Source organism: Pontibacter sp. E15-1 (assembly GCF_022601975.1).
Taxonomy (GTDB): Bacteria; Bacteroidota; Bacteroidia; order Cytophagales; family Hymenobacteraceae; genus Pontibacter.
In genome coordinates, this window is the sequence record NZ_JAKVIR010000024.1 from 68,812 (window position 1) to 89,972 (window position 21,161).

The following is a 21,161-nucleotide window of genomic DNA, read 5'->3' on the forward strand; positions in this document are numbered from 1 at the left end:
GCACAGGTTACTCAAATAATTTACTGATTGCAAGTAGTTTCGGCCCTTCTAGCAATATTGTATTTGATCCCTCTCTTGTATAGCTATTATTGCCTACAAATGATAACCCTTTTTGCTTTGGAATCCTTATTCTCACCACATTTTTTCGTTTATAGTCAATTAAATCAACTGAAGATAAGATTTGAGATTTTAATGGCTCTGTAAGATCTGAACCTCTTATCGAGGTAAGGATTCTGTTAATGTAAGTGTCCATGTCAATTCCTTCAATTGTCAGTTCTCTGTCTATTCCCACGACATACCTATTATTTATTTGGTTTAGCTCAATTCCATCAAGTGAATGCACTCTGTCAGCGTCTTGCTTTTTGTCGGCCACACCTATGAAAATAAAACCATCCGCATCTGGACCACAGTTGGCTATTCCGCACATAGTGTTGATCAAATCAATATATAACTGCGTGTTAAATTTTCTTTGAGCTGATAAATCATAATAGCCTTGTTTGCATTCATATCTACTAGTTTCAACTTTTGATCTTCGAATTGAGTTTTCGAAATCAAGAGAAAGCCCTGAACCATGTCTTAAAACTGGAGGATCTTTCTTTACAAAATAATTCTGAATCAGACCTGTGGTTTGGTTAATATTGTTTATGCGATCTTGAGTAACTGCTGTTTTTGCTGTATATTTCATTTTGGCCTGCAAACCAGACAATGCTGCTACAATTTTATCATCTTGATCAGGTGATTTCTCTTCCTTAACAACTAAATGAAATACTGCCATGAAAATTGAATAAAATGATCCTTTTACAGGATTACGAGAACCAGGATTAACAACATTCTTGACAGTGGTTCCCTGGCTTTCAAAAATCTTTTTAACAATGGAAAATGTAACTTTTATTTCATGCATTAATCTATCGCCTCCGTAATGAGTTAATAAAGTATTCATTTCTTTATTTTCATCTGCATTCTCGTCATACATTGAATTAAAAACTTCTCGGCTAATTGGTAGAGGCTCATTTTTTAGAATACTTGATACGATATCTGCAATCATCTCTTCATCTTCACTATCTCTTAGTTGAGATTTCCAGACTATTCCATGTGAACACCAAAATATATCTTCAGCTATCAAACCATATCCTATGTTTTCACGATTAGAATCAATGCTTATTTGGGGCATCTGAGAAAGTTCTAAAATATCTTTTGATGAATCACCTCTGATTTCTGATGAAAGTCTTCTTACTACATCTGCAAAATAATCGGTAACACCAGCTTGTCTTTTTTCTTGAGGACTAAGTTGTTTTCCTCCTGAATTTATCCTTCCAAATATGTCAGTAGTCTTTTCTTCTTCCGCAGATGGATAGATTGTTACTGCTAATTGATAATCTAAAATATTTGCACATTTTTCAGGTGCTAAAAGTAAAGAGGGATTCATTTGTGCTTCAAAAACACCATTTTCAGATTCCTGCTTAGCTCTTGCAGATTGTTCTATGTCAAAATACAATTCATTTACAGCAAACCTATTTTCTATATAAGAGAAGATAGCATTAAGCCTCTGTAATCCATCAATTATCTCCAATTTGCCTTCCTTTGTCTGAGCAAGAAGGATTAAAGGAATAGGCAAACCATTTAAGATACTGTCAATTAGAAATGCCTTTTCATCAACAGTCCAAACAAGTTTCCTTTGATATTTTCTATTGACCAAAAATATTTCTTCCGTATAATTTCTATACGCTTCTTGTAGGCTCATTCCTCTTGGCGTGATACTCATATATTTCGATTTTTAGTTTTTTAACTTGTGCCTAACTAGCTGCTAAATGGAACCATATTCGGCTTATCTGCACTATATATGGAGTTTGGCTTGACTATCTAAATATAGTAAAATACCCTGAAAGCATAAGAGAGGCATTAGAAATTTACAACTGCTGATGCACAGCCAGTAAAGTCTCTGGATGGAGGGTATGGCCGCTTTCGAAGGTATAAACCTGTGGCTGTATACCTAACTGTGCCATCAATGCTTGTTTCTGTTCCAGTTTCTCGGGGGTGATAAACTGGTCCTGGGTGCCGTATACCAGTGCCACGGGCAGATGCGCAAAGGCGGCTTTGCCAGCCGTGAAGTCAATGTCTTCGGGGAAGGCTGCGGCCCAAAGCACGAGGCGGTGCACTGGAACATTGCCGTTTGCCAGCCAACGCGATACGGCGGCCCCGCCCTGCGAGAAGCCCAACACTGTGACTCTGACGTTTTCGGGGAGTTGTTTCAGTTGTTCGGCCAGGAGCAGGTCGAGGTAGTGGGTCTGGTCGTCTATTTCGGAAAGGCGGTCTTCTTTGGTCATCCAGGTGGCACCCACGCGGCCAGAGAACCCATCGAGGTAAAACCGCGACATCGCCTCGGGAGCAACCACCAGGGTTTTGCCATCATCCAAAACGCTGAAATGGCGCAGGAAGTAGCGGCCCAGCTGCCCATACCCATGGCAAACGATCCAGAGGTCCTGAATGGCATCGGAGGGCGTGCCAAGGGTATAATAGCGGGCAGTGCGGGGTACGGTAAGTTTGTGTTCTTCCACAAGTAGTCTTTACGTAAACATAGGCTAAACCTGGAACGCATATCCCAGCAAGCCCAACTCATCTAAAGGTGTTCTTTGTTGAACTGAAAAGGAAGCAGATCTGCTACATTCTTAAAGCGGTAGAACTTGCCGTCTGCGGCCTGGAGCAACACCGGGATAGTCTCTTTTTGCTTGTGCTCGTACTCAGCCATTACCTGTCGGCAGGCACCGCAGGGCATGGCGGGCAGAAATTGCATTTCTTCTCGGCGACGGGCCGTTACAGCCAGCAACTTTATTTTTTTGTTGGGGTGATGCGCACTCAGGGCAAAAAGCGCGGTACGCTCAGCACAAAGCCCCGACGGGTAAGCAGCGTTCTCCTGGTTGCTTCCTTTAAACATACTGCCGTCTTCTAAAACCAGCGCGGCACCCACCAAAAAGTTAGAGTACGGCGCATAGGCATCGTTCGCGGCTTCCTGGGCCAGTTGCATGGCCTGGCGCTCTGGCGCTGTCAGCTCAGCGGGATCCAGCACATCCACTCGAATATGTATCTCTATTGTACTTGCCATGTCATCATCATTCGGTCAAAAAAAGTGGAGAAGGGCTTTAAATGTAAGCTAATATTCCGACATTCCCATATAGATTACTTGCCTTACTGGCCGTAATAGTTAAATTAAGGCTGAACTTGCCACCTATGCTATGAAACGAATCCTGCTGCTTGGTGCCGGACGCTCGGCCTCTTCCCTCATCCAATACCTACTGCACCACGCTGCCACCGAAGACTGGCACCTCCGGATCGGAGACATTTCGGTGGCGCACCTGCAACCCTTGACCGACGCGCTGACCTATGCCGATCTCCTGGTGTTTGATGTGCACAACGAGCGCCAACGGGCAGAGGAGGTGGCGCAGGCCGACCTCGTGATCTCAATGTTACCGGCAGCGTTTCATGCGGAAGTGGCACGCGAGTGCCTGCAAAAGAGCAAACACCTGATCACGGCCAGTTACGTGTCGCCTGCCATCCGGGAGTTGCACGAAGAGGCGCGGCAAAAGGGCCTGACCTTTATCATGGAGTCCGGCCTCGATCCGGGCATCGACCACATGTCAGCGATGGCGGTGATTGAGCGCATCAAGGCAGCTGGTGGCCAGATCACGTCTTTCAAGTCCTATACCGGCGGACTGGTAGCCCCAGAGTCTGACACCAACCCCTGGCGGTATAAATTCACCTGGAACCCGCGCAACGTGGTGTTGGCTGGGCAGGGCACAGCCAAGTACATCAAAAACGGCACGTATACCTACATTCCATACCACCAACTGTTCCGGCGCACCGATGCCCTGGAGGTAGCGGGGTATGGCGCCTTCGAAGGCTATGTCAACCGCGACTCGCTGAGTTACCGCGAACTCTACGGCCTCCGCGACATCCCGACGATGCTGCGCGGCACCCTGCGTCGCCCTGGTTACTGCACTGCCTGGGACACCTTCGTGCAGCTCGGCCTCACCGACGATAGCTATACCCTCGAAGGCTCCCAGCACATGACGCACCGCAGCTTCATAGCCGCTTTTTTACCACCCGCCACCACAACAAACCAAAGCATACCCGAACGCCTGAGCGCCTACCTGCACCTCCCGGTTGATGGCGAGGTGATCAAGAAACTAGCATGGCTGGGGTTGTTTGATGAGACTCCGGTAGCCCTGCCCGATGCTACCCCCGCACAAGTACTGGAGCAAATCCTGAAAGCAAAATGGACCCTGGCCCCCGGCGACAAGGACATGATCGTGATGCAGCACCTGTTTGAATATGAACTAAGCGGAGAAAAGCACACCGTAACATCCGCGTTGGTAGCAACCGGCGACGATGAAGTGCACACAGCTATGGCCAAAACCGTGGGCCTGCCCGTCGGGATACTGGCCCGGCTGCTGCTACAAGGCAAGATAAAACAGCAAGGCGTGGTAGTGCCGGTATACCCCGACTTGTATGCCCCTGTGCTGGAAGAACTGAAGCAGTATGGGATTGATTTTGTGGAGAAAGACAGTAGGGTGGGGGAGTAGCCGAGAGCTACGGATTTTAACTATTCCTACGATTAACCCACCCCTGCCCCTCCGAGGAGGGGAATTTTAATACTGTGAAAAAAATCTCCTCGGAGCAGGACTGTTTTATTCCACCATTGCCTTCGCTCGCGTCTCGCGAGTGTAAGGTATAATTGGGCCTCTGGCCCAGTCGATTTACAAACTCGACGCTATAGAAAGACACCCCGAAAGCTTTCGGGGCGCCAGTAAAATAGAGAATTTAATTCCCCTCCTCGGAGGGGTAGGGGTGGGTTAATTTTTGAGATGTGTGTCGTCCAGCTTTCTCCTAGTACCGATTTGGCAAAGAGAGCTACAAATGCAGATAATAAGGCTGCAGCAAGGCCACAAACTCCGGGGTATAAGTCGTTTTATCCTGCTGCCGGATATAGAATTGCTTAGTAACAGGAGCCTCTATGGGAACTCTGCCAAAAGTTTGGATATGCCGGATGCATTTGCCGCCCACATAGGTATAAACCGCTATCGTTTCGGACAGGTATAGCTTGTGTTCCGCTGCCGATTTCTCAAAATAGAGCGCTTCGGCGGGAGGGAGCAGCAGGTATAAACAGCCATTGGAAGAAAGATGTGCCTGGGCAAATTGCAGGATATCCTCAAAAAACAGATCGCCGGTATGCTTGGCGGTGTTTTTGGCAGCACTGTCTGATTTAAGCGAAGCCAGGAAAAACGGCGGATTTGAGAGAATCACATCGTATGGCAAATGATGTTGCGCCGCATACTGTTGCAGCGACAGCGGGTGCAGCGTTAGCCTATCGGCCCAGGGGCTGGCCGCAAAATTTTCCGTAGCCTGCAGCTGTGCCTCCGGGTGTATCTCCACGGCATCTATCGTCGCCTCGGTGCGTTGCGCCACCTGTAGCGACAGCAGCCCCGTGCCTGCGCCAATATCCAGTACCCGCTTTGCCCCAGCAACGTTGAGGTAGGCCCCAAACACGCAGGAGTCCGTGCAAACCTTCATCGCGCACCTGTCCTGCTCCACCCGGAACTGCTTAAACTGGAAGTAGGTGTTGGCCATGGGTTTTGAGGAGATTTGAGGAGGTATAGAATTTTGAAAGTCTGGTTCGGAAGTAGAGCCCCATCACTTCAGGTGCAGGGGCTTTTCATGCTAACATTGCCTTCGCTCGCATATTGCGCGTGTAGAATATAGTTGGGCCTCCAGCCCAGTCGAGTTGCAAACTCGACATCATTTTTAGACACCCCGAAAGCTTTCGGGGCGCCAGTAAAAAATAGAATGGAGGGACAGGTTAATCGTAAGAAGAATTCACTCATTCAAAACTCAGTCATTCAATTATTCAAAACTAACTCGGCTGCGAAACGCCGGACTCAAAGCCTTCATCGATCAGGAGATTGGAGGAGAGGGCGCTTTCTACGGCCAGTTCGTCGCAGCGCTCGTTCTCGGGGTGGCCAGCGTGGCCTTTCACCCAGACAAACTTTACCTGGTGCTTGGGGTAGATGCGCAAAAATCGGGCCCAGAGGTCGGAGTTGGCTTTGCCTTTATACCCCTTTTTTTGCCAGCCAAACACCCAGCGCTTCTCCACCGCATCCACCACGTACTTTGAGTCGGAGTAAACGGTGACGGGCATGCCGGGCTTGGTAATGGACTCCAGGCCCTTGATCACGGCGAGCAACTCCATGCGGTTGTTGGTGGTTTTACGGAAGCCCTCGCTTATTTCCTTTACATGGTGCTTCCAGCGTAAAATCACGCCATACCCGCCGGGGCCGGGGTTGCCGCGCGAAGAGCCGTCTGTGTAAAGTTCGATCATAGGTTAATTTTGAATAATTGAATGACTGTATCTTGAATGAGTGGTTATATTAATTTTGAAATTATGCTTAGGCGTCTTTTCCATTCGATCATTCAAAAATCAGTCATTCAAAATTACAAGTTGGTCTTAAAGAGTTTAATCGCGATGGCCAGCAGGATGATGCCGAAGATCTTGCGGAGGATGTTGGCTCCGTCTTTTCCGAGTTTGCGCTCGATGGTAGCCGAGCCTTTCAGGACGATGTAGACGAAGGCCAGGTTCAGCACAATGCCCACCAGCACGTTGGGCAGCGAGTAGGCCGCCCGCAACGACAGCAGCGTGGTCATGGTGCCGGCGCCCACAATAAGGGGGAAAGCCAGCGGCACGATGGAGCCCGACTTCGTTTCCGGGTCAGAGTGAAAGAAGTCCTTGCCCAGAATCATCTCCAGCCCGATCAGGAAGATGATGATGGCACCGGCCATGGCAAAAGACTGATAGTCGATGCCGAAAAGCTGCAGGATGGACTGCCCCAGAAAAAGAAAGACGATCATCAGGACACCCGACACAATAGTGGCCTTGGCCGACTCGATCTTGCCTTCCCGTTTGCGCAGGTCGATGATAATGGGAATAGAGCCGATGATATCGATCACGGCAAAAAGCGTGAGCGTAACAGAAGCTATCTCTTTGAAATTGAAGATCGAGTTGATGTCCACTGCGTTGCGTTAGTCAAGTGCTGTTCGGGTGTTGGCTCCTCTCGGGTTACCAGGCCGCAAAGGTAGCAGACTTATGCGTAATAGTGCAGGAAAAAGCGCTTCAGTTCCTCGTACTCCTCATCCAGGATGGCCGGGAAATTGGCGATGCGGAACGTGTTGCGCGCCCAGGGGCCATAGCCGTTGCCCAGGCGCATGTCGTGGTGCAGGGCGCGCTTTTTCAGTTCATCCACCAGCTTTTCGCTGCCCTGCAGGGCCAGCACCGTTTTAGAGCGCACGTCCTCGTTCTCGACCAGCAACTTAAAATCCGTGAACTGCGCAAAGAAGGCATACAGCTCCTGCGCGCGGGTGGTCAGCTCCAGGTCGATGGTTTTGATGAAGGGGCGGTCTTCGAGCACGCGCTTCATCAGGTATAGGTTCAGCACATTGGGCGTGTGCGTGGTCTGGTAGTTGAGCATCTTCTCATACATCGACACCAGGCTGTTGTAGTGCCCGCGCTCGCCCATCTGCTTCGCCCGGAAAATGGCGCGCGGCGAGCAGGCCATCACCGCCAGACCGGCTGGCAGGCCAAAGCATTTCTGCACCGAGGCATACCAGATATCGGCCTTGATCATCTTCAGGTTCAGTCCCGCCATCGAGGAGGTGGCATCCACGGCAATCAGCGTGTCGCGGTACTTGTTGTGTAGGTTCAGGATGCAGTTGGGCGTTACCTGCGTGCCGTTGGAGGTCTCGTTCTGTGTAAAACAGATCAGCTCCGTGTCGGGGCTCACCTCCAGTTCCGGCACCGGCATGGGGCTGTTCAGGTCAAAGGCATGGCCCTCCGATTTTGGGCGCATCTTTTGGGCATACTGAAACCACTTCTCCCCGAAAGAGCCATTGTAGATATGGAAACTCTTGTGCTGGGTGAGGCTCTGGGTCAGGATTTCCCAGCACTCCGTGGCCGATGAGGTGAAAAAGATATAGTAATCCTGCGGGATGTTGAGCCGGCGCTTGACCAGGCTAACCAACTCGCGCGACATCTGCACAAACTGCTCCCCTCTATGCGGCGTACTCAGCATGCCCTCATCATACGCATCTACAAGGTAGTTGCGCACCTCAGGGTATACTTTGGAGGGGCCGGGATAGAAATTGAGCATAGCAGTGGTAGCGTTATACCTCTAGCGCTGCGGCTACAGGCAGGTGAAAAATAGTTCGGTAAGTATAGAACGGTGTTTGGGGCTAATTCTTTGCGCCGAAGCCAATTTGTTTCGGTTTCATACGCTCAAAGTACTGCAGGGCAAGGCGGTAGCTTTCCAGGCCGAAGCCGCTGATACTGCCGGTGCAGAACGGGGCCATCATGCTTTTGTGGCGGATCGCGTCGCGGGCAAACACATTGGAAATATGCACTTCCACCACCGGCGTCTCAATGGCTTTGATGGCATCCGAAATGGCCAGGGAGGTATGGGTATAGGCACCAGCGTTAAACACAATGCCCTTGTAATTGCTAAAGCCCACCTCATGCAGCTTGTCGATCAGGACGCCCTCTGTGTTCGACTGGAAATACGAAAGCTCCAGCGCTGGGAAGGCCTCTTTGAGCTCGTCATAGTAATCTTCAAAAGAGCGGCTGCCATAGATCGCTTTTTCGCGGGTGCCTAACAGGTTGAGGTTCGGTCCGTTCAGGATGAGGATTTTCATGGGGTAGCGTTTTAGCGTGCTTGCAAATTTCCGAGGTACAAAGGTACGGATTAAGTATCTTTGGCTTATAATATTTATGGGTGATTGTTTAGAAGAACTTTGCAAGATGCAGGAGTATAAAAGATACACGGTTTTAACCTTGCAAAATATTTAAGGTATGTATCTAGCTTAGATCAAAGGTGTAAAGCCTTTTCAATGCGAATTTACCCACCCCTGCCCCTCCGAGGAGGGGAATTCTGCTAGAGTAAAAATTCCCCTCTTGGGAGGGACAGGGGTGGGTTTTCCATACCAACGTGCTCGTAACCAATCAACCGCATACGTCTTGAAACCATTAATTCGTAATTCGGAACTCGTAATTCGTAATTAATCATAATTCGTAATTAATAAAAAGTGTGAACTGGCCCCTCTGCATAAAGCAATTCGAAGAATACCTGAAGCTGGAGAAGTCGCTGTCGCGCCACTCAGTGGAAGCATACCAGCGCGATATCCGGAAGCTGACGGAGTTTCTGGACCTGAAAAAGCTGCAGGTCGCGCCCGAACACATAAGCCCGATGATTCTCCGCGATTTCCTGGAGTGGATCGGGGAACTGGGCATGACGGCGCACTCGCAGGCCCGCACGCTGTCTGGCATCCGGGCGTTCTACAAGTTCCTCATCATGGAGGACATGCTGCAAAACGACCCGACGGACACCATCGAAGCCCCCAAGCTAAGCCGCAAACTGCCCGATACGCTGCACTTCCACGAGATCGAGCAGATGCTGGCCGTGATCGACCTATCCACACCCGAGGGTACCCGTAACCGTGCCATGGTGGAGACACTTTATGCCTCCGGGCTGCGCGTGTCCGAGCTGCTGGACCTGAAGATCAGCTACCTGTATGAAGACATGGGGTTTCTGAAAGTGGCAGGTAAAGGCGACAAGGAGCGTTTGGTGCCGATCGGGCGCGATGCCCTGAAGCACATCAAGCTATACCGCGAGGGCGTGCGCTGCCACCTGACCATCAAAAAAGGGCATGAGGATATCCTGTTCCTGAACCGGCGCGGGGCCAAAATGTCGCGGGTCATGGTGTTCACCATCATCAAAGACCTGGCAGCCAAAGCCAACATCCAGAAAACAGTGAGCCCGCATACTTTCCGCCACTCTTTCGCCACGCACCTGATTGAAGGCGGCGCCGATTTACGCGCCGTCCAGGAAATGCTGGGCCACGAGTCCATCACCACCACCGAGATTTATACCCACCTCGACCGGGATTACCTGAAGCAGGTGATCAAGGATTACCACCCGAGGAGTTAAAGACCTCACAGCGTGCGCAGCACCTGTGAGTGTCTGGATGTTACAAGCCCGCAAGCCTGACACTCACAGGAGCTGCGCACGCTGTGAGGTCAGGCTGATGATTGATTGGTGGGTAATTTTCTTTAAGCGCCCTGCAAATCAATATCGTCGGTTTCAAGCATCTCTACGCGCTTGCCCATCTTTTTCTGGATGATCTTGAAATGATGGCGGTCGTCGGGGCAGATGAGGGAGATGGCTTCGCCCACGGCTTCGGCTCGGCCCGTGCGGCCAATGCGGTGCACGTAATCTTTCGGGGAGCGCGGCAGGTCGTAGTTGATCACGTACGGCAGCAATTGGATGTCGATGCCCCGCGATACCAGGTCGGTGGCGACCAGCACGGGCAGCTTACCGGACTTGAACTTGCTCAGGGCCTCGGTGCGGGCACCCTGGCTTTTCTTGCTGTGCATGGCTGCCGCCACGATGCCGTTTTTGTTCAGCTTGTCCACCAGGTTGTCGGCGGTGCGGGTAGAGGATACAAAGATCAGCACCTGTTGCATGTTGCCCTGCCGGATGAGGTAACGCAGGAACGGGCCTTTGCGCTCGGGAGCCACATTATACGCGACTTGCTTGATCTGCTCCAAAGACTCTGCTTCTTCCTCAATCCGGATCTCTACAGGGTTGTGCAGCAGTTTTTCTACCACCGCGGCAACCTCACTGCCCATCGTGGCCGAGAACAGGATGTTCTGCCGCCTGGCTGGCATCAGCGCCAGTATCTTGTTCATCTCCTCCTCAAAACCCAGGTGCAACATTTTGTCTGCCTCGTCCAGCACCAGCGTCTCCACCTCCGACAAATGCACGGCCTTCGACGAGATCAGGTCGAGGAGCCTGCCAGGGGTTGCCACCAGAATCTCGGCACCAGACAGCGCCATCATCTGCGGGTTCACCGACACACCGCCATACACTGCCAGCGTTTTAACCCGGTGCGTAAGGTGGGCGCTGAGCGTCTTGAAGACCTCTGCCGCCTGCACCGCCAGCTCGCGGGTGGGCACCAGCACCAACGTATTCACATGCCTGTTCCGGGAGGCTGGTTTGCTTTTAAGCCTTTCCAGGATGGGCAGCACAAAGCCCGCCGTTTTGCCAGAGCCGGTCCGGGCTACACCCAGCACATCCTTGCCCTGCAGAATGGCAGGTATGGCCTGAAGCTGAATAGGGTAGGGCTGGGTATAATTTAGTTCGGCTACGGCCTTTAAAAGAGGGGCTGACAAGCCCAGAGCGGAAAACGACATACGGTAAGTTTGATGAGGCAGCCACATACCTGTCGCTGCGCCCCAAAGATACGACAATTGCAGGCAGGAAATGCAGGAGGGAGTTTTTCAGTTGAACTGCCTATTCATTGTAGGATATATGGTATATTCGGTGGTGCATTCCGTTTCGCCAACGGATATTGATGTATAAACCGAATAGTGTTCCGATTATGCAGTAGTTGGGCGGGATGTAAAAAAACTGGGAAAGTAAAAAAGCGTATTTTTGATTACGAGGCTAGGAATAAAAAAATGGCAACACCAATCCAATTTATAATCGACAATGAGGGACACAAGAAATCAGTAATTGTGCCTTTCGAGCAGTGGGAGGAGTTAAACAAGAAATATGAAAAGCTCAGCAATAAGGTCCAAATACTGACTGGGATCCAAGACGCATTGAAGGAAGTCGAGCAGGCCCGTAAATCAGGTAAGAAGCTGCAAACCCTGACCGATTTTTTGGATGAAAGTAGAGATTAGGATTACCAAGACGTTCGGCAAGCACGCTAAACCTCTATTAAAGAAATTCCCATCCCTGGTACTTGAACTGAAAGAACTAAATAAAGTACTCACCCAAAATCTTCATTAAGGGCAATCGTTAGGCAACAACGCCTACAAAATTAGGATCTCAATTAAAAGCAAGCAAAAAGGGAAAAGCGGCGGAGCAAGGGTAATTACTCACGTTGACAGCGAAATATTGGGGGCTGTCAGGAAAGAAGAAGACGGAGGAATCACCGTTTACCTTCTTACAATCTATGATAAATCAGAGACAGAATCCATATCTAACAAAGAACTGAAAGAGCTCATAAAGAACAAAGACTGAATAAAGGAATGATCACCCCGCTTGACATAGTTCAGCAATTTTGTATTCGGCGATACCTTAAACACCTCATGCACGTGGCCTTGAGCCTTTATCTATCAACTCATCTTAAACTACCCCACACCTATGAGCAGCAGAAAACTGGTTTTATACATCAGCATGAGCCTAGATGGATTTATAGCGACTAAGGATGATGACCTGTCCTGGCTTTCGGTGGTGGAGAAAGAAGGGGAGGACTATGGGTATGCCGTATTTACTGAAACCGTTGACACCTATATTGTGGGCAGGGTTACTTATGACATCGTGCTCAAACTAACGGGTGGGATTTTTCCGCAAGCCGAGAAGTATAGATGCTATGTGATTACCCGGCAGGAAAGGGCCGCTGAAAATGGCGTGACCTTTTACAACGGAGATCTTGAGGAATTAATCAGGAAGCTTAAAAGCGAGAAGGGAAAAAATATCTATTGTGATGGCGGTGGGCAGATCGTAAAACTCCTGATGGAGAATAACCTAATCGACGAATATATCATTTCCGTGATTCCGATACTGCTTGGCGACGGTAAACGCCTGTTTCTGGGCGGCACCGACAGGATCGCCTTGAAAGCAATGCCAAGTAAAGACTTCGCGACAGGCCTGGTGCAGCTGCGGTATGTAAAAGCGTAATGCCGTATATGCCAGGCACTAAAGCATTTACCTTACAACAGGTTGATTTAGCACAATCAACCTGTTGTAAGGTAAATGCTTATGCGTTGGTTCTCGTACCCATAAAGGTATAAAAAACCAAAACTATGGCAGAAGCACACGAAACCGGGAAGCTCCTCTTTATCAGCAAGGATTTCCTGCCGGAGTTTGTCTACGGCAGCATCGATGGCACCATCACCACCTTTGCCGTGGTGGCGGGTGCCACCGGCGCGCACCTCGATATCCCGGTGGTGATTATCCTGGGCTTCGCCAACCTGATCGCCGACGGCTTTTCCATGTCAGTCGGCAACTTCTTCTCCACCAAAGCCAGCATCGCCAACTTCGACAAGCACCAGGCGATAGAGGATTGGGAAATCAGCAACGACGAAGCCACCGAGGTAGAGGAAATCCGGGAGATATACCGGAACAAAGGCTTTAAAGGTGACTTGCTGGAGCAGGTGGTGGCCGTGATCACGTCGGACCGGGAGGTATGGATCGACACCATGATGAAGGAGGAGTTGAACATGACCCGCGACAATAAATCGCCTTTTCATACGGCGGGTATGACCTTTTTCTCGTTTCTCCTGATCGGATTTATACCCCTGGCCGCCTATGTATACGCCCTCGTGTTTGAGGCTGACAGAACCAACCTGTTTCTTTACGCCTGCCTGCTCACCGGCCTTGCCCTCACCATCATCGGCACGCTGAAGAGCACCGTGACAGGTAAAAACGTGTTTGCAGGCATTACCGAAACGCTTTTCATGGGGGGCATTGCGGCCATACTGGCCTATGTCGCCGGCGATTTCCTGGAGAGCCTGCTTCGGATGCAGTCCTGGATGTAGGGTATAGGTATGGCACGCGCCTTAACAAATCTCTAAAAAAGCCAGTTTGGCCTTACATCCTACGCGCAGCATCTTATCTTTGCAGGCATTGTATAACCAAAGCCCAAACCTGTGTACAAAAGCCTGCTGCGCCCGCTTCTTTTTAAACTCGACCCCGAGAAAGTCCATTACCTGACCACCGATTTGCTGCGTGCCTCCCTCAAGGTGCCGTATGCCAAAAACATGAGCCAGCGCATGTTCCGGGTAGAAGACCCGCGGCTGGAACGCGAGCTGTTCGGCCTGAAGTTCCCGAACCCGGTAGGATTAGCCGCCGGTTTTGATAAGGATGCCATGCTGGTGGATGAGATGGCCGAGTTGGGCTTCGGATTCGTGGAAATCGGCACCTTAACTCCCAGGCCGCAGGCTGGCAACGACAAGCCGCGCCTGTTCCGTCTGCCGCAGGACCAGGCCATCATCAACCGCATGGGCTTCAACAACAAAGGCGTGGATGCCGCCGTGGAACGCCTCCGCAACCGCAAAAGCAAGGTCATCGTGGGCGGCAACATCGGCAAAAACAAGGTAACGCCCAACGAGGAGGCCCTCAACGACTACCTTTACTGCTTCAATGCGCTGTACGACGTTGTGGATTATTTTGTGGTGAACGTGAGCTCGCCCAACACCCCGGACCTGCGCGCGCTACAGGACAAAGAACCGCTGAAACGACTGCTGTTGGCGGTGCAGGAGCAGAACAGCAAGATGCCGAAGCCCAAGCCACTGCTGCTCAAAATCGCCCCGGACCTGAACATGGCCCAGCTCAACGACATCATCGAAATAGCCATAGAAACCAAGCTGAGCGGCCTCATTGCCACTAACACCACCGTGGCGCGGGCAGGGCTGCAAACGGATGCCAGCCGCATCTCCGACATCGGGATGGGCGGCCTGAGCGGAAAGCCCCTGACGCAGCATTCCACTCAGATTATTCGGCACCTGCGCACCTTTCTGCCCCCCGAGATCCGCATTATCGGGGTAGGCGGCATCATGACGGCCGACGACGCTGTGGAGAAATTGCAGGCGGGCGCCGACCTGGTGCAGCTTTATACCGGATTTATATATGAAGGCCCGGCGCTGATCAGCCAAATCAACAGGAAGCTTTTGAATGGATAAATTGTTTGATTGTTAAATGGTTTGATTGTTAAATTGTTGGGGAGAGCATATCCTGTCCGGCAGCCCAGGAATGAGACGCATTGCGCGCTTGGCTATATATGTTAAATTAATTAATGACTGCTGTTACGCAACGCCCTCTTTTGTCCCCCTTTGAAGATAGGGCCGTTAAGTTCTAACGAAAATTGTCCCCTTGAGGGGACCTCAGGGGTGTAAAGCCAGCGAAAATAACCTTTCACAAAGAGCAAACACCCCTCTAACTCCCCTCAAGGGGACAATCGTTTTTCTGCTATATTAAATCTTTACGTGAGGACATGGTGCAAATTCTTAGAACTTAACGGCCCTACCCTTTGAAGGGGGTTAGGGGGATGACACTCCCTGCGGGCAATAATTGGTGAGATATTTTAGAAGCTGTATCTCATTAAGCAAGAGCAGGAAAGTTCTTCCGGCCGCTTCTCATCCCGCTACCCCCTTCGTCGTCAAGGGCCCCTACCCACAAGCGGGACTTTTACGTACTGCGCTGCTCTTTGCATAACGTCAGTTAATTAATGATACTAGAAGCTTCATTTATAAAGCAGCTCTATATAATAATTCAACCATTGACTCATTTAACCATTCAGCAATTTAACCATCCAACAATTCACCCATCCAGCCATCAAACAATTCATCCATTGCCGCCGATTCTACCCAAAAAAATGTAAATTTGGATCTTAACTTTTAGTCAGGGTATGGCCAAGAACACTTACAGAGAGGAAACGCTGCACGCAGCGCGGAAGAACGAGGTGCGGGGTAAGAATGAGCCACGCAAAACGAACGTGCCGAAGGGGGAGAAGCCGAAGAAGGCGAAGCGGGACTGGTCGCTCAAGCTGCCGTCGCTGCCCAGCTTTCGGATCGGCTTTCTGCATGACCGTCGCTTCAAGCTCGGGATTGGCTTTACACTGCTGCTGATCTCCTTTTTCCTGACTATCGCGTTTGTATCCTATTTATTTACCGGAAACGCCGACCAGAGCGTGGTGGAAACGGTGAGCGGCACCGGACTGAAAGAGTCGGGGCAGGAGGCCGAGAACTGGCTGGGCCTGTTTGGTGCCTGGGTTTCGCACCTCTTTATATATGATTGGGTGGGCATCGGGGCCTTTTTCCTGATCCCGGTGCTCTTCTTCGCCGGCCTTCGCATTGTCTTCAAGCAGGTGACGGTATCCATGACCTACATCACCGGGCTCTGTAGCTTTTCGATGCTATGGACAAGCTTAACCATGGGCTATATCGTTTTCGCTTCGGCCACCATCGAACGGCTCGGGTTTCTGGGCGGCGGCATTGGCATCGAAACGGCGATATGGCTCAACAGCCTGATCGGCTGGGGCTCATGGCTGCTGCTGGGTTTCCTGCTGCTGATTTTCCTGGTGGGCTTCTTTAACATCACCAGCCTCAATTGGGGTTTCAAAAATGCCCTTTCCGACGCTGAGACCGATGCGGATACTGTTCCCGCCAATAGACACGCCGACTCATTGGGCGATGTGATGGGCTCCGCAGCCCGGGGCATCAACCATAACGCAGACCCTACCGCCTCGCTGGAGGTGGAGGAGCCTGAGGAAGAGGAGGAAGCCTATGTAGATGAAGACGACGACGAAATTAACCGGGCCCTGGAAATGGAGCTGAGCTCTATCCCGCCAAAGCCCGAGGTGCCGCCTACGCTAGCCAAACCCGCCACGCCAACCCTGGAACTGGACATCGAATTAAACGACGAGGTAGAGCTGGAGGATAGCTTCGAGCCGGAAGAGGAAGTAGAAGAAATGGCGCTCCAGATCGAGGAGATACCGGAAGAAACAGAAGTGATCTCCGGCGAAAACTACGACCCGACCCTGGATCTGGCCCGCTACCAGTACCCGCACATCGACCTGCTCACGGATTATGGCGTGAACAAGATCCAAGTAAGCAAGGAGGAACTGGAGGCAAACAAAGTAAAGATCGTCGAGACGCTCGGCCACTACAACATCAGCATCGCCAGCATCAAAGCCACCATCGGGCCAACGGTTACGCTGTATGAGATTGTGCCGGATGCCGGTGTGCGTATCTCCAAAATCAAGAACCTGGAGGATGACATTGCCCTTAGCTTAGCCGCTTTGGGTATCCGTATCATCGCCCCGATTCCGGGCAAGGGTACCATCGGTATCGAGGTGCCGAACACCAAGAAAGAGATGGTGTCCATTAAGTCGATTCTGGCAACCGAGAAGTTCATGAAGAGCGATATGGACCTGCCGATCGCTTTCGGAAAGACGATCACTAACGAGGTGTTTATCACCGATTTGGCCAAAATGCCGCACTTGCTGATGGCGGGTGCCACAGGCCAGGGGAAGTCAGTTGGCCTCAACGCCATCCTGACCTCGCTGCTGTATAAGCGCCATCCATCGCAGCTTAAGTTTGTGCTCGTCGATCCGAAGAAAGTGGAATTATCCCTCTTTAACAAGATCGAGCGCCACTTCCTGGCCAAGCTGCCGGACAGCGAGGAAGCCATCATCACCGACACAAAGAAGGTGGTGAACACGCTGAACTCGCTCTGTATGGAAATGGACATGCGCTACGACCTGCTGAAAGACGCCGGATGCCGCAACCTGAAGGAGTATAACCGCAAGTTTGTGGAGCGCAAGCTGAACCCGAAGAAAGGGCACCGCTTCATGCCGTTCATCGTGCTGGTGATTGACGAGTTGGCCGACCTGATGATGACCGCAGGCAAGGAGGTGGAAACACCGATTGCACGCCTCGCGCAGCTGGCCCGCGCCATTGGTATACACCTGGTGGTGGCCACGCAGCGCCCGTCGGTAAACGTGATCACGGGTATCATCAAAGCCAACTTCCCGGCGCGTATCTCCTTTAAGGTAACGTCTAAAATCGACTCCCGCACCATTCTGGATGCCGGCGGCGCCGACCAGCTGATCGGACAGGGGGATATGCTGTTCTCCATCGGCTCGGATATGATCCGGATCCAGTGCGCGTTTGTGGACACGCCGGAGGTAGACCGCATCTGTGAGTTTATCGGCAACCAGCAGGGGTATGACGATGCCTACCTGCTGCCGGAGTTTGTGGGCGACGAGAGTGGCAACGAGAAAGCCGACTTCGACCCGAGTAACCGCGACCCTTTGTTTGAGGAGGCCGCCCGCATTATTGTGCAGCACCAGCAGGGTAGTACCTCGCTGCTGCAGCGCCGCCTGAAGCTGGGATATAACCGCGCTGGCCGCCTGATCGACCAGCTTGAGTCGGCGGGTGTGGTAGGCTCTTTTGAAGGCAGCAAGGCCCGCGAAGTTTTAATTCCGGACGAGTACAGTTTGGAACAGTTATTGAACACGCTGGGATAAACATATAAACAAGTACCGATTAGCATGAAAAAAATATTCTCCCTCCTGTTTGTGACGCTGTTATTTGTAAACCTGGCGCAGGCGCAGCAAGACCCAAAGGCAGGCAAAATTCTGGATGCCATGAGCCAGCGTTACCGCACCATGAAAGCCTTTAAAGCCGATTTCGCCCAGACGCTGGAAAACCCTTCCGCCAAAGTGAAGGAAACCATGGCGGGCAATATTCTGGTGAGCGGCGAGAAATACCGCCTCGGCGTGAGTGGCCAGGAAATTGTTAGTGACGGCAAGCTGATGTGGACCTTTCTGAAAGATGCCAACGAGGTAACGATCACGGAAAGCGACGACGAGGCCGAGGCTATGGCCCCAAGCAAGATTTTCGATATGTATAAAAAGGGGTATAAATACTCTTTCGCTGGAACAGAGACTGTAGACGGCGGCAAATTTGATGTGATTGAGCTGGCCCCCGAAGACCGCAAAAACCCGATTTACAAAGTGCGTTTATACATCAGCCAGAAAGACAAGACCCTGAAGAGCTGGGAGATGTTCCGCAACAACGGCAATCGCTATACCTATACCATCAAGAACTTTCAGGCAAACCCAACCCTCGCCTCCGATGCGTTCACTTTCAATAAGTCGAAGTACAAAGGCGTAACCGTGGTGGATCTGCGTTAAGTTTATACAGTAACCAAACAGCGAAGGCTGCTCCATAAGGGGCAGCCTTCGCTGTTTTTAGTGCTGTATAATGATAATTTTTTACTGGACCACAATCGTCTCGGAGATATAATCATTTTCGCCAGCCCAGAATTTCAGGGTATACGTGCCCTTGGTTTTGGGCGTGAAGGTATAGGTGGTTTCCCTTGTTTCGAGGGCCTGGGTGCAGAAACCCTCCCTATAATGCGGAATCACTCTGACCGTGAGCGTCTGGCCGTCTGAGTTCGTATCGAAGCTGCCGAATTCTCCGCAGCCGTTTCTTACCTCGAAAAACACGGTTAGTGTGGCGCTTTCGCCAACCGTGAGCACTTTGTCTGCCACAACAACCTGCACCACAGGCGCGGCGTCAGCCGTACGCAAGCGCAGCTCATCTGCTTCCTTTGTGCAGCCGAAGCAGGCGAAAGTTAAAAGCGTAAAACACAGGAGAAGGGCTTTCATAGGGCTAGTCTTTACCTACAAGACCCACATGCGGCAGATTTAGTTGCAAACCGAGCGGCACGAAACCCGGAATATCTTTTCGTGCGCAGTTGCAAATGTATATTTTTGTACGAACCTAAGCCCAAGCCCATGACACGAGAGCAGCTTTTCGAACAGATCCTTCAGAAGAAATCATACCTGTGCGTGGGGCTCGACACCGACCCCCGCAAATTGCCACAGCACCTGCTGGATACCGAGGACCCGGTGTTTGAGTTCAACCGCCAGATTATAGAGGCTACCGCCGATCTGTGCGTGGCCTACAAGCCGAACATCGCGTTTTATGAGGCGCAGGGACCACAGGGCTGGAACAGCCTTGCCAAAACGCTGCAGGTGATACCGGACAATATCTTCACGATTGCCGATGCCAAGCGCGGCGATATCGGGAACACCTCGGAGCTGTATGCCCGCGCTTTTTTCGAGACCATGCGCTTCGACTCGATCACGGTGGCACCCTACATGGGCGAAGATTCGGTGAAGCCCTTTCTGGGGCAGGAGGGTAATTGGGTGATTCTACTGGCGCTTACCTCAAACACCGGCAGCCAGGATTTCCAGATGCTGCGATTGGAGGATGGCAACGAGGAGTACCTGTATGAGCAAGTGCTGCGCACCAGTGCCACCTGGGCCACCGAAGACCAGATGATGTATGTGGTAGGCGCGACGCAGGCAGCGCATGTGCAGCGGGTACGCCAGATCGTGCCGAACCACTTTCTGCTCGTGCCGGGCGTGGGCGCTCAGGGCGGCAGCCTGCAGGACATCTCCCGCCAGGGTATGAACCAGCAATGCGGTCTGCTGGTCAACTCAACCCGTGGCATCATCTACACCTCCTCCGGCACCGATTTCGCCGAGAAAGCCAGAGCAGAAACCTTAGCCATACAGCAGGAAATGGAGGCGCTGCTGGAAGAACTTATTGTGAAGTAATTCGGGGTAAATACGCATACTATACGCACATAGAGCAGATAGTAGGAGTAGGTACTCCTGCTATACAGTAGTTGTGGTGCATTTTAAGAACAGAAATATGCCGATAAATATTTACATCCAAGAATCATTTGAGAAGGTGGATTGGCTGTGTGATGATATTTGGGACTTGCCGACTCAAATTGATATGCTCCAAACTTGGATGGATATAAAAGGAAAGAATTTAGAGCCAAGTAAATATGTTGCTGACATTGGTTTCGACATAAGAAAAGATGCATCTGGTGGGGGCGGTGTTCTAAGCTCCAAATCAATGGCCATAATGGGAGCAATTGGAATGGACGTATACTTCTCAGAATATCCATCAGCGGAATAATTATTTATGGCAATGTCTATAGGGGAAATTAGTATCGAGCTGACAAATGAAGAGGCAATCGTATTTTATGAATTTCTCAGCAAATACAACAAGATTGATGATTTGAGCAGATTTCAAGACCTAGCTGAACAGCGAGTTCTATGGGACATTGAGTGTAAACTAGAAAAAGAAATGAGCGAACCATTTCAGGCAGACTACCAAGAAATTGTAAAGAAAGCGAGAAATAAAGTTCGTGACGGAAAAGAATAAAAAACGACACCACAACATTGTGTAAAAGTCATACTTCGGCCGACGGCCTCGCACGTCTTTTACACGAGTCCGTTGAATGTAAACAAGAATAATCCCTTATGTAATGAAAAAGAAAGTTTATCTATCTAGGTTACTTGTTTACTCTGTAGCAGTACTTTCTTTTAATTGTAGTACACAAGAAAAAGAAGATAAATCTAATATGATACCTCGATTGAGTTAGACCACGAAGTGCACTTTGTTAGTTGAATTAAGCTGCCATCTGATACAGGTTAGCTGGCTTATTTCGGTTAATGCCCTGGTGGGGCTT

Annotated in this window: 21 protein-coding genes; 11 read left to right on the plus strand and 10 right to left on the minus strand. The window is 50.8% G+C overall.

Annotated elements, in window-relative coordinates; translation table 11 throughout:
- Positions 1-7: 7 nt before the first annotated feature.
- The 3 genes from MKJ04_RS16875 to cdd form a co-directional block, all read right to left on the minus strand.
- Positions 8-1,762 carry a DUF262 domain-containing protein gene (locus MKJ04_RS16875; RefSeq protein ID WP_241642834.1) on the minus strand — a complete coding sequence of 585 codons (1,755 nt, stop codon included), beginning with the start codon at positions 1,760-1,762 and terminating at the stop codon, positions 8-10.
- Between the two features lie 145 nt (positions 1,763-1,907).
- A complete protein-coding gene (locus tag MKJ04_RS16880; protein WP_241642835.1) occupies positions 1,908-2,555 on the minus strand; it encodes an alpha/beta hydrolase in 648 nt (215 codons plus the stop codon).
- Positions 2,556-2,617: 62 nt separating this feature from the next.
- Complete coding sequence (gene cdd, locus MKJ04_RS16885; RefSeq protein ID WP_241642836.1) at positions 2,618-3,100, minus strand: cytidine deaminase; 483 nt, start codon at positions 3,098-3,100, stop codon at positions 2,618-2,620.
- Positions 3,101-3,230: 130 nt separating this feature from the next.
- Between cdd and MKJ04_RS16890 the strand changes: the two genes are divergently transcribed.
- On the plus strand, positions 3,231-4,577 hold the full coding sequence (locus tag MKJ04_RS16890; protein ID WP_241642837.1) for a saccharopine dehydrogenase C-terminal domain-containing protein: 1,347 nt from the start codon (positions 3,231-3,233) through the stop codon (positions 4,575-4,577).
- Positions 4,578-4,905: 328 nt separating this feature from the next.
- On the opposite strand, the gene MKJ04_RS16895 is transcribed toward MKJ04_RS16890, so the two are convergent.
- The 5 genes from MKJ04_RS16895 to aroQ form a co-directional block, all read right to left on the minus strand.
- Positions 4,906-5,622 (minus strand): tRNA1(Val) (adenine(37)-N6)-methyltransferase, encoded by a 717-nt coding sequence (locus tag MKJ04_RS16895; RefSeq protein ID WP_241642838.1) that lies wholly within the window; start codon positions 5,620-5,622, stop codon positions 4,906-4,908.
- A 283-nt stretch (positions 5,623-5,905) separates the two neighbouring features.
- The gene (rnhA, locus tag MKJ04_RS16900; RefSeq protein WP_241642839.1) at positions 5,906-6,370 is read right to left on the minus strand and encodes a ribonuclease HI; all 465 of its coding nucleotides are present in this window, start codon (positions 6,368-6,370) and stop codon (positions 5,906-5,908) included.
- A gap of 113 nt (positions 6,371-6,483) precedes the next feature.
- Positions 6,484-7,044, minus strand: coding sequence for a MarC family protein (locus MKJ04_RS16905; protein WP_241642855.1), 561 nt, complete (start codon positions 7,042-7,044; stop codon positions 6,484-6,486).
- 86 nt (positions 7,045-7,130) lie between these two features.
- Positions 7,131-8,192 (minus strand): aminotransferase class V-fold PLP-dependent enzyme, encoded by a 1,062-nt coding sequence (locus MKJ04_RS16910; protein WP_241642840.1) that lies wholly within the window; start codon positions 8,190-8,192, stop codon positions 7,131-7,133.
- Positions 8,193-8,274: 82 nt separating this feature from the next.
- Positions 8,275-8,730, minus strand: a complete 456-nt coding sequence (aroQ, locus tag MKJ04_RS16915; RefSeq protein ID WP_241642841.1) for a type II 3-dehydroquinate dehydratase — start codon at positions 8,728-8,730, stop codon at positions 8,275-8,277.
- Between the two features lie 392 nt (positions 8,731-9,122).
- Between aroQ and xerD the strand changes: the two genes are divergently transcribed.
- On the plus strand, positions 9,123-10,022 hold the full coding sequence (xerD, locus tag MKJ04_RS16920) for a site-specific tyrosine recombinase XerD (RefSeq protein WP_241642842.1): 900 nt from the start codon (positions 9,123-9,125) through the stop codon (positions 10,020-10,022).
- 122 nt (positions 10,023-10,144) lie between these two features.
- Here the strand turns inward: xerD and MKJ04_RS16925 are convergent, their stop codons facing one another.
- On the minus strand, positions 10,145-11,287 hold the full coding sequence (locus MKJ04_RS16925) for a DEAD/DEAH box helicase (protein ID WP_241642843.1): 1,143 nt from the start codon (positions 11,285-11,287) through the stop codon (positions 10,145-10,147).
- Positions 11,288-11,554: 267 nt separating this feature from the next.
- Between MKJ04_RS16925 and MKJ04_RS16930 the strand changes: the two genes are divergently transcribed.
- The 6 genes from MKJ04_RS16930 to MKJ04_RS16955 all read left to right on the plus strand — a co-directional run bounded on the left by MKJ04_RS16930 (position 11,555) and on the right by MKJ04_RS16955 (position 18,801).
- Complete coding sequence (locus tag MKJ04_RS16930) at positions 11,555-11,779, plus strand: hypothetical protein (protein WP_241642844.1); 225 nt, start codon at positions 11,555-11,557, stop codon at positions 11,777-11,779.
- A 466-nt stretch (positions 11,780-12,245) separates the two neighbouring features.
- Complete coding sequence (locus MKJ04_RS16935; protein WP_241642845.1) at positions 12,246-12,782, plus strand: dihydrofolate reductase family protein; 537 nt, start codon at positions 12,246-12,248, stop codon at positions 12,780-12,782.
- Between the two features lie 125 nt (positions 12,783-12,907).
- Complete coding sequence (locus MKJ04_RS16940; protein WP_241642846.1) at positions 12,908-13,642, plus strand: VIT1/CCC1 transporter family protein; 735 nt, start codon at positions 12,908-12,910, stop codon at positions 13,640-13,642.
- Between the two features lie 111 nt (positions 13,643-13,753).
- Positions 13,754-14,785 carry a quinone-dependent dihydroorotate dehydrogenase gene (locus MKJ04_RS16945; protein ID WP_241642847.1) on the plus strand — a complete coding sequence of 344 codons (1,032 nt, stop codon included), beginning with the start codon at positions 13,754-13,756 and terminating at the stop codon, positions 14,783-14,785.
- Positions 14,786-15,510: 725 nt separating this feature from the next.
- Positions 15,511-18,132 carry an FtsK/SpoIIIE family DNA translocase gene (locus MKJ04_RS16950; RefSeq protein ID WP_241642848.1) on the plus strand — a complete coding sequence of 874 codons (2,622 nt, stop codon included), beginning with the start codon at positions 15,511-15,513 and terminating at the stop codon, positions 18,130-18,132.
- A gap of 24 nt (positions 18,133-18,156) precedes the next feature.
- A complete protein-coding gene (locus MKJ04_RS16955; RefSeq protein WP_241642849.1) occupies positions 18,157-18,801 on the plus strand; it encodes a LolA family protein in 645 nt (214 codons plus the stop codon).
- An 81-nt stretch (positions 18,802-18,882) separates the two neighbouring features.
- Here the strand turns inward: MKJ04_RS16955 and MKJ04_RS16960 are convergent, their stop codons facing one another.
- The gene (locus tag MKJ04_RS16960; protein WP_241642850.1) at positions 18,883-19,278 is read right to left on the minus strand and encodes a hypothetical protein; all 396 of its coding nucleotides are present in this window, start codon (positions 19,276-19,278) and stop codon (positions 18,883-18,885) included.
- Between the two features lie 129 nt (positions 19,279-19,407).
- Between MKJ04_RS16960 and pyrF the strand changes: the two genes are divergently transcribed.
- From pyrF to MKJ04_RS16975, 3 genes are all read left to right on the plus strand, one after another.
- Complete coding sequence (gene pyrF / locus MKJ04_RS16965) at positions 19,408-20,235, plus strand: orotidine-5'-phosphate decarboxylase (protein WP_241642851.1); 828 nt, start codon at positions 19,408-19,410, stop codon at positions 20,233-20,235.
- Between the two features lie 97 nt (positions 20,236-20,332).
- Positions 20,333-20,605 (plus strand): hypothetical protein, encoded by a 273-nt coding sequence (locus MKJ04_RS16970; protein WP_241642852.1) that lies wholly within the window; start codon positions 20,333-20,335, stop codon positions 20,603-20,605.
- Positions 20,606-20,611: 6 nt separating this feature from the next.
- Positions 20,612-20,854: a hypothetical protein gene (locus MKJ04_RS16975; protein ID WP_241642853.1), complete on the plus strand. Its 243-nt coding sequence runs from the start codon at positions 20,612-20,614 to the stop codon at positions 20,852-20,854.
- Positions 20,855-21,161: the final 307 nt, after the last annotated feature.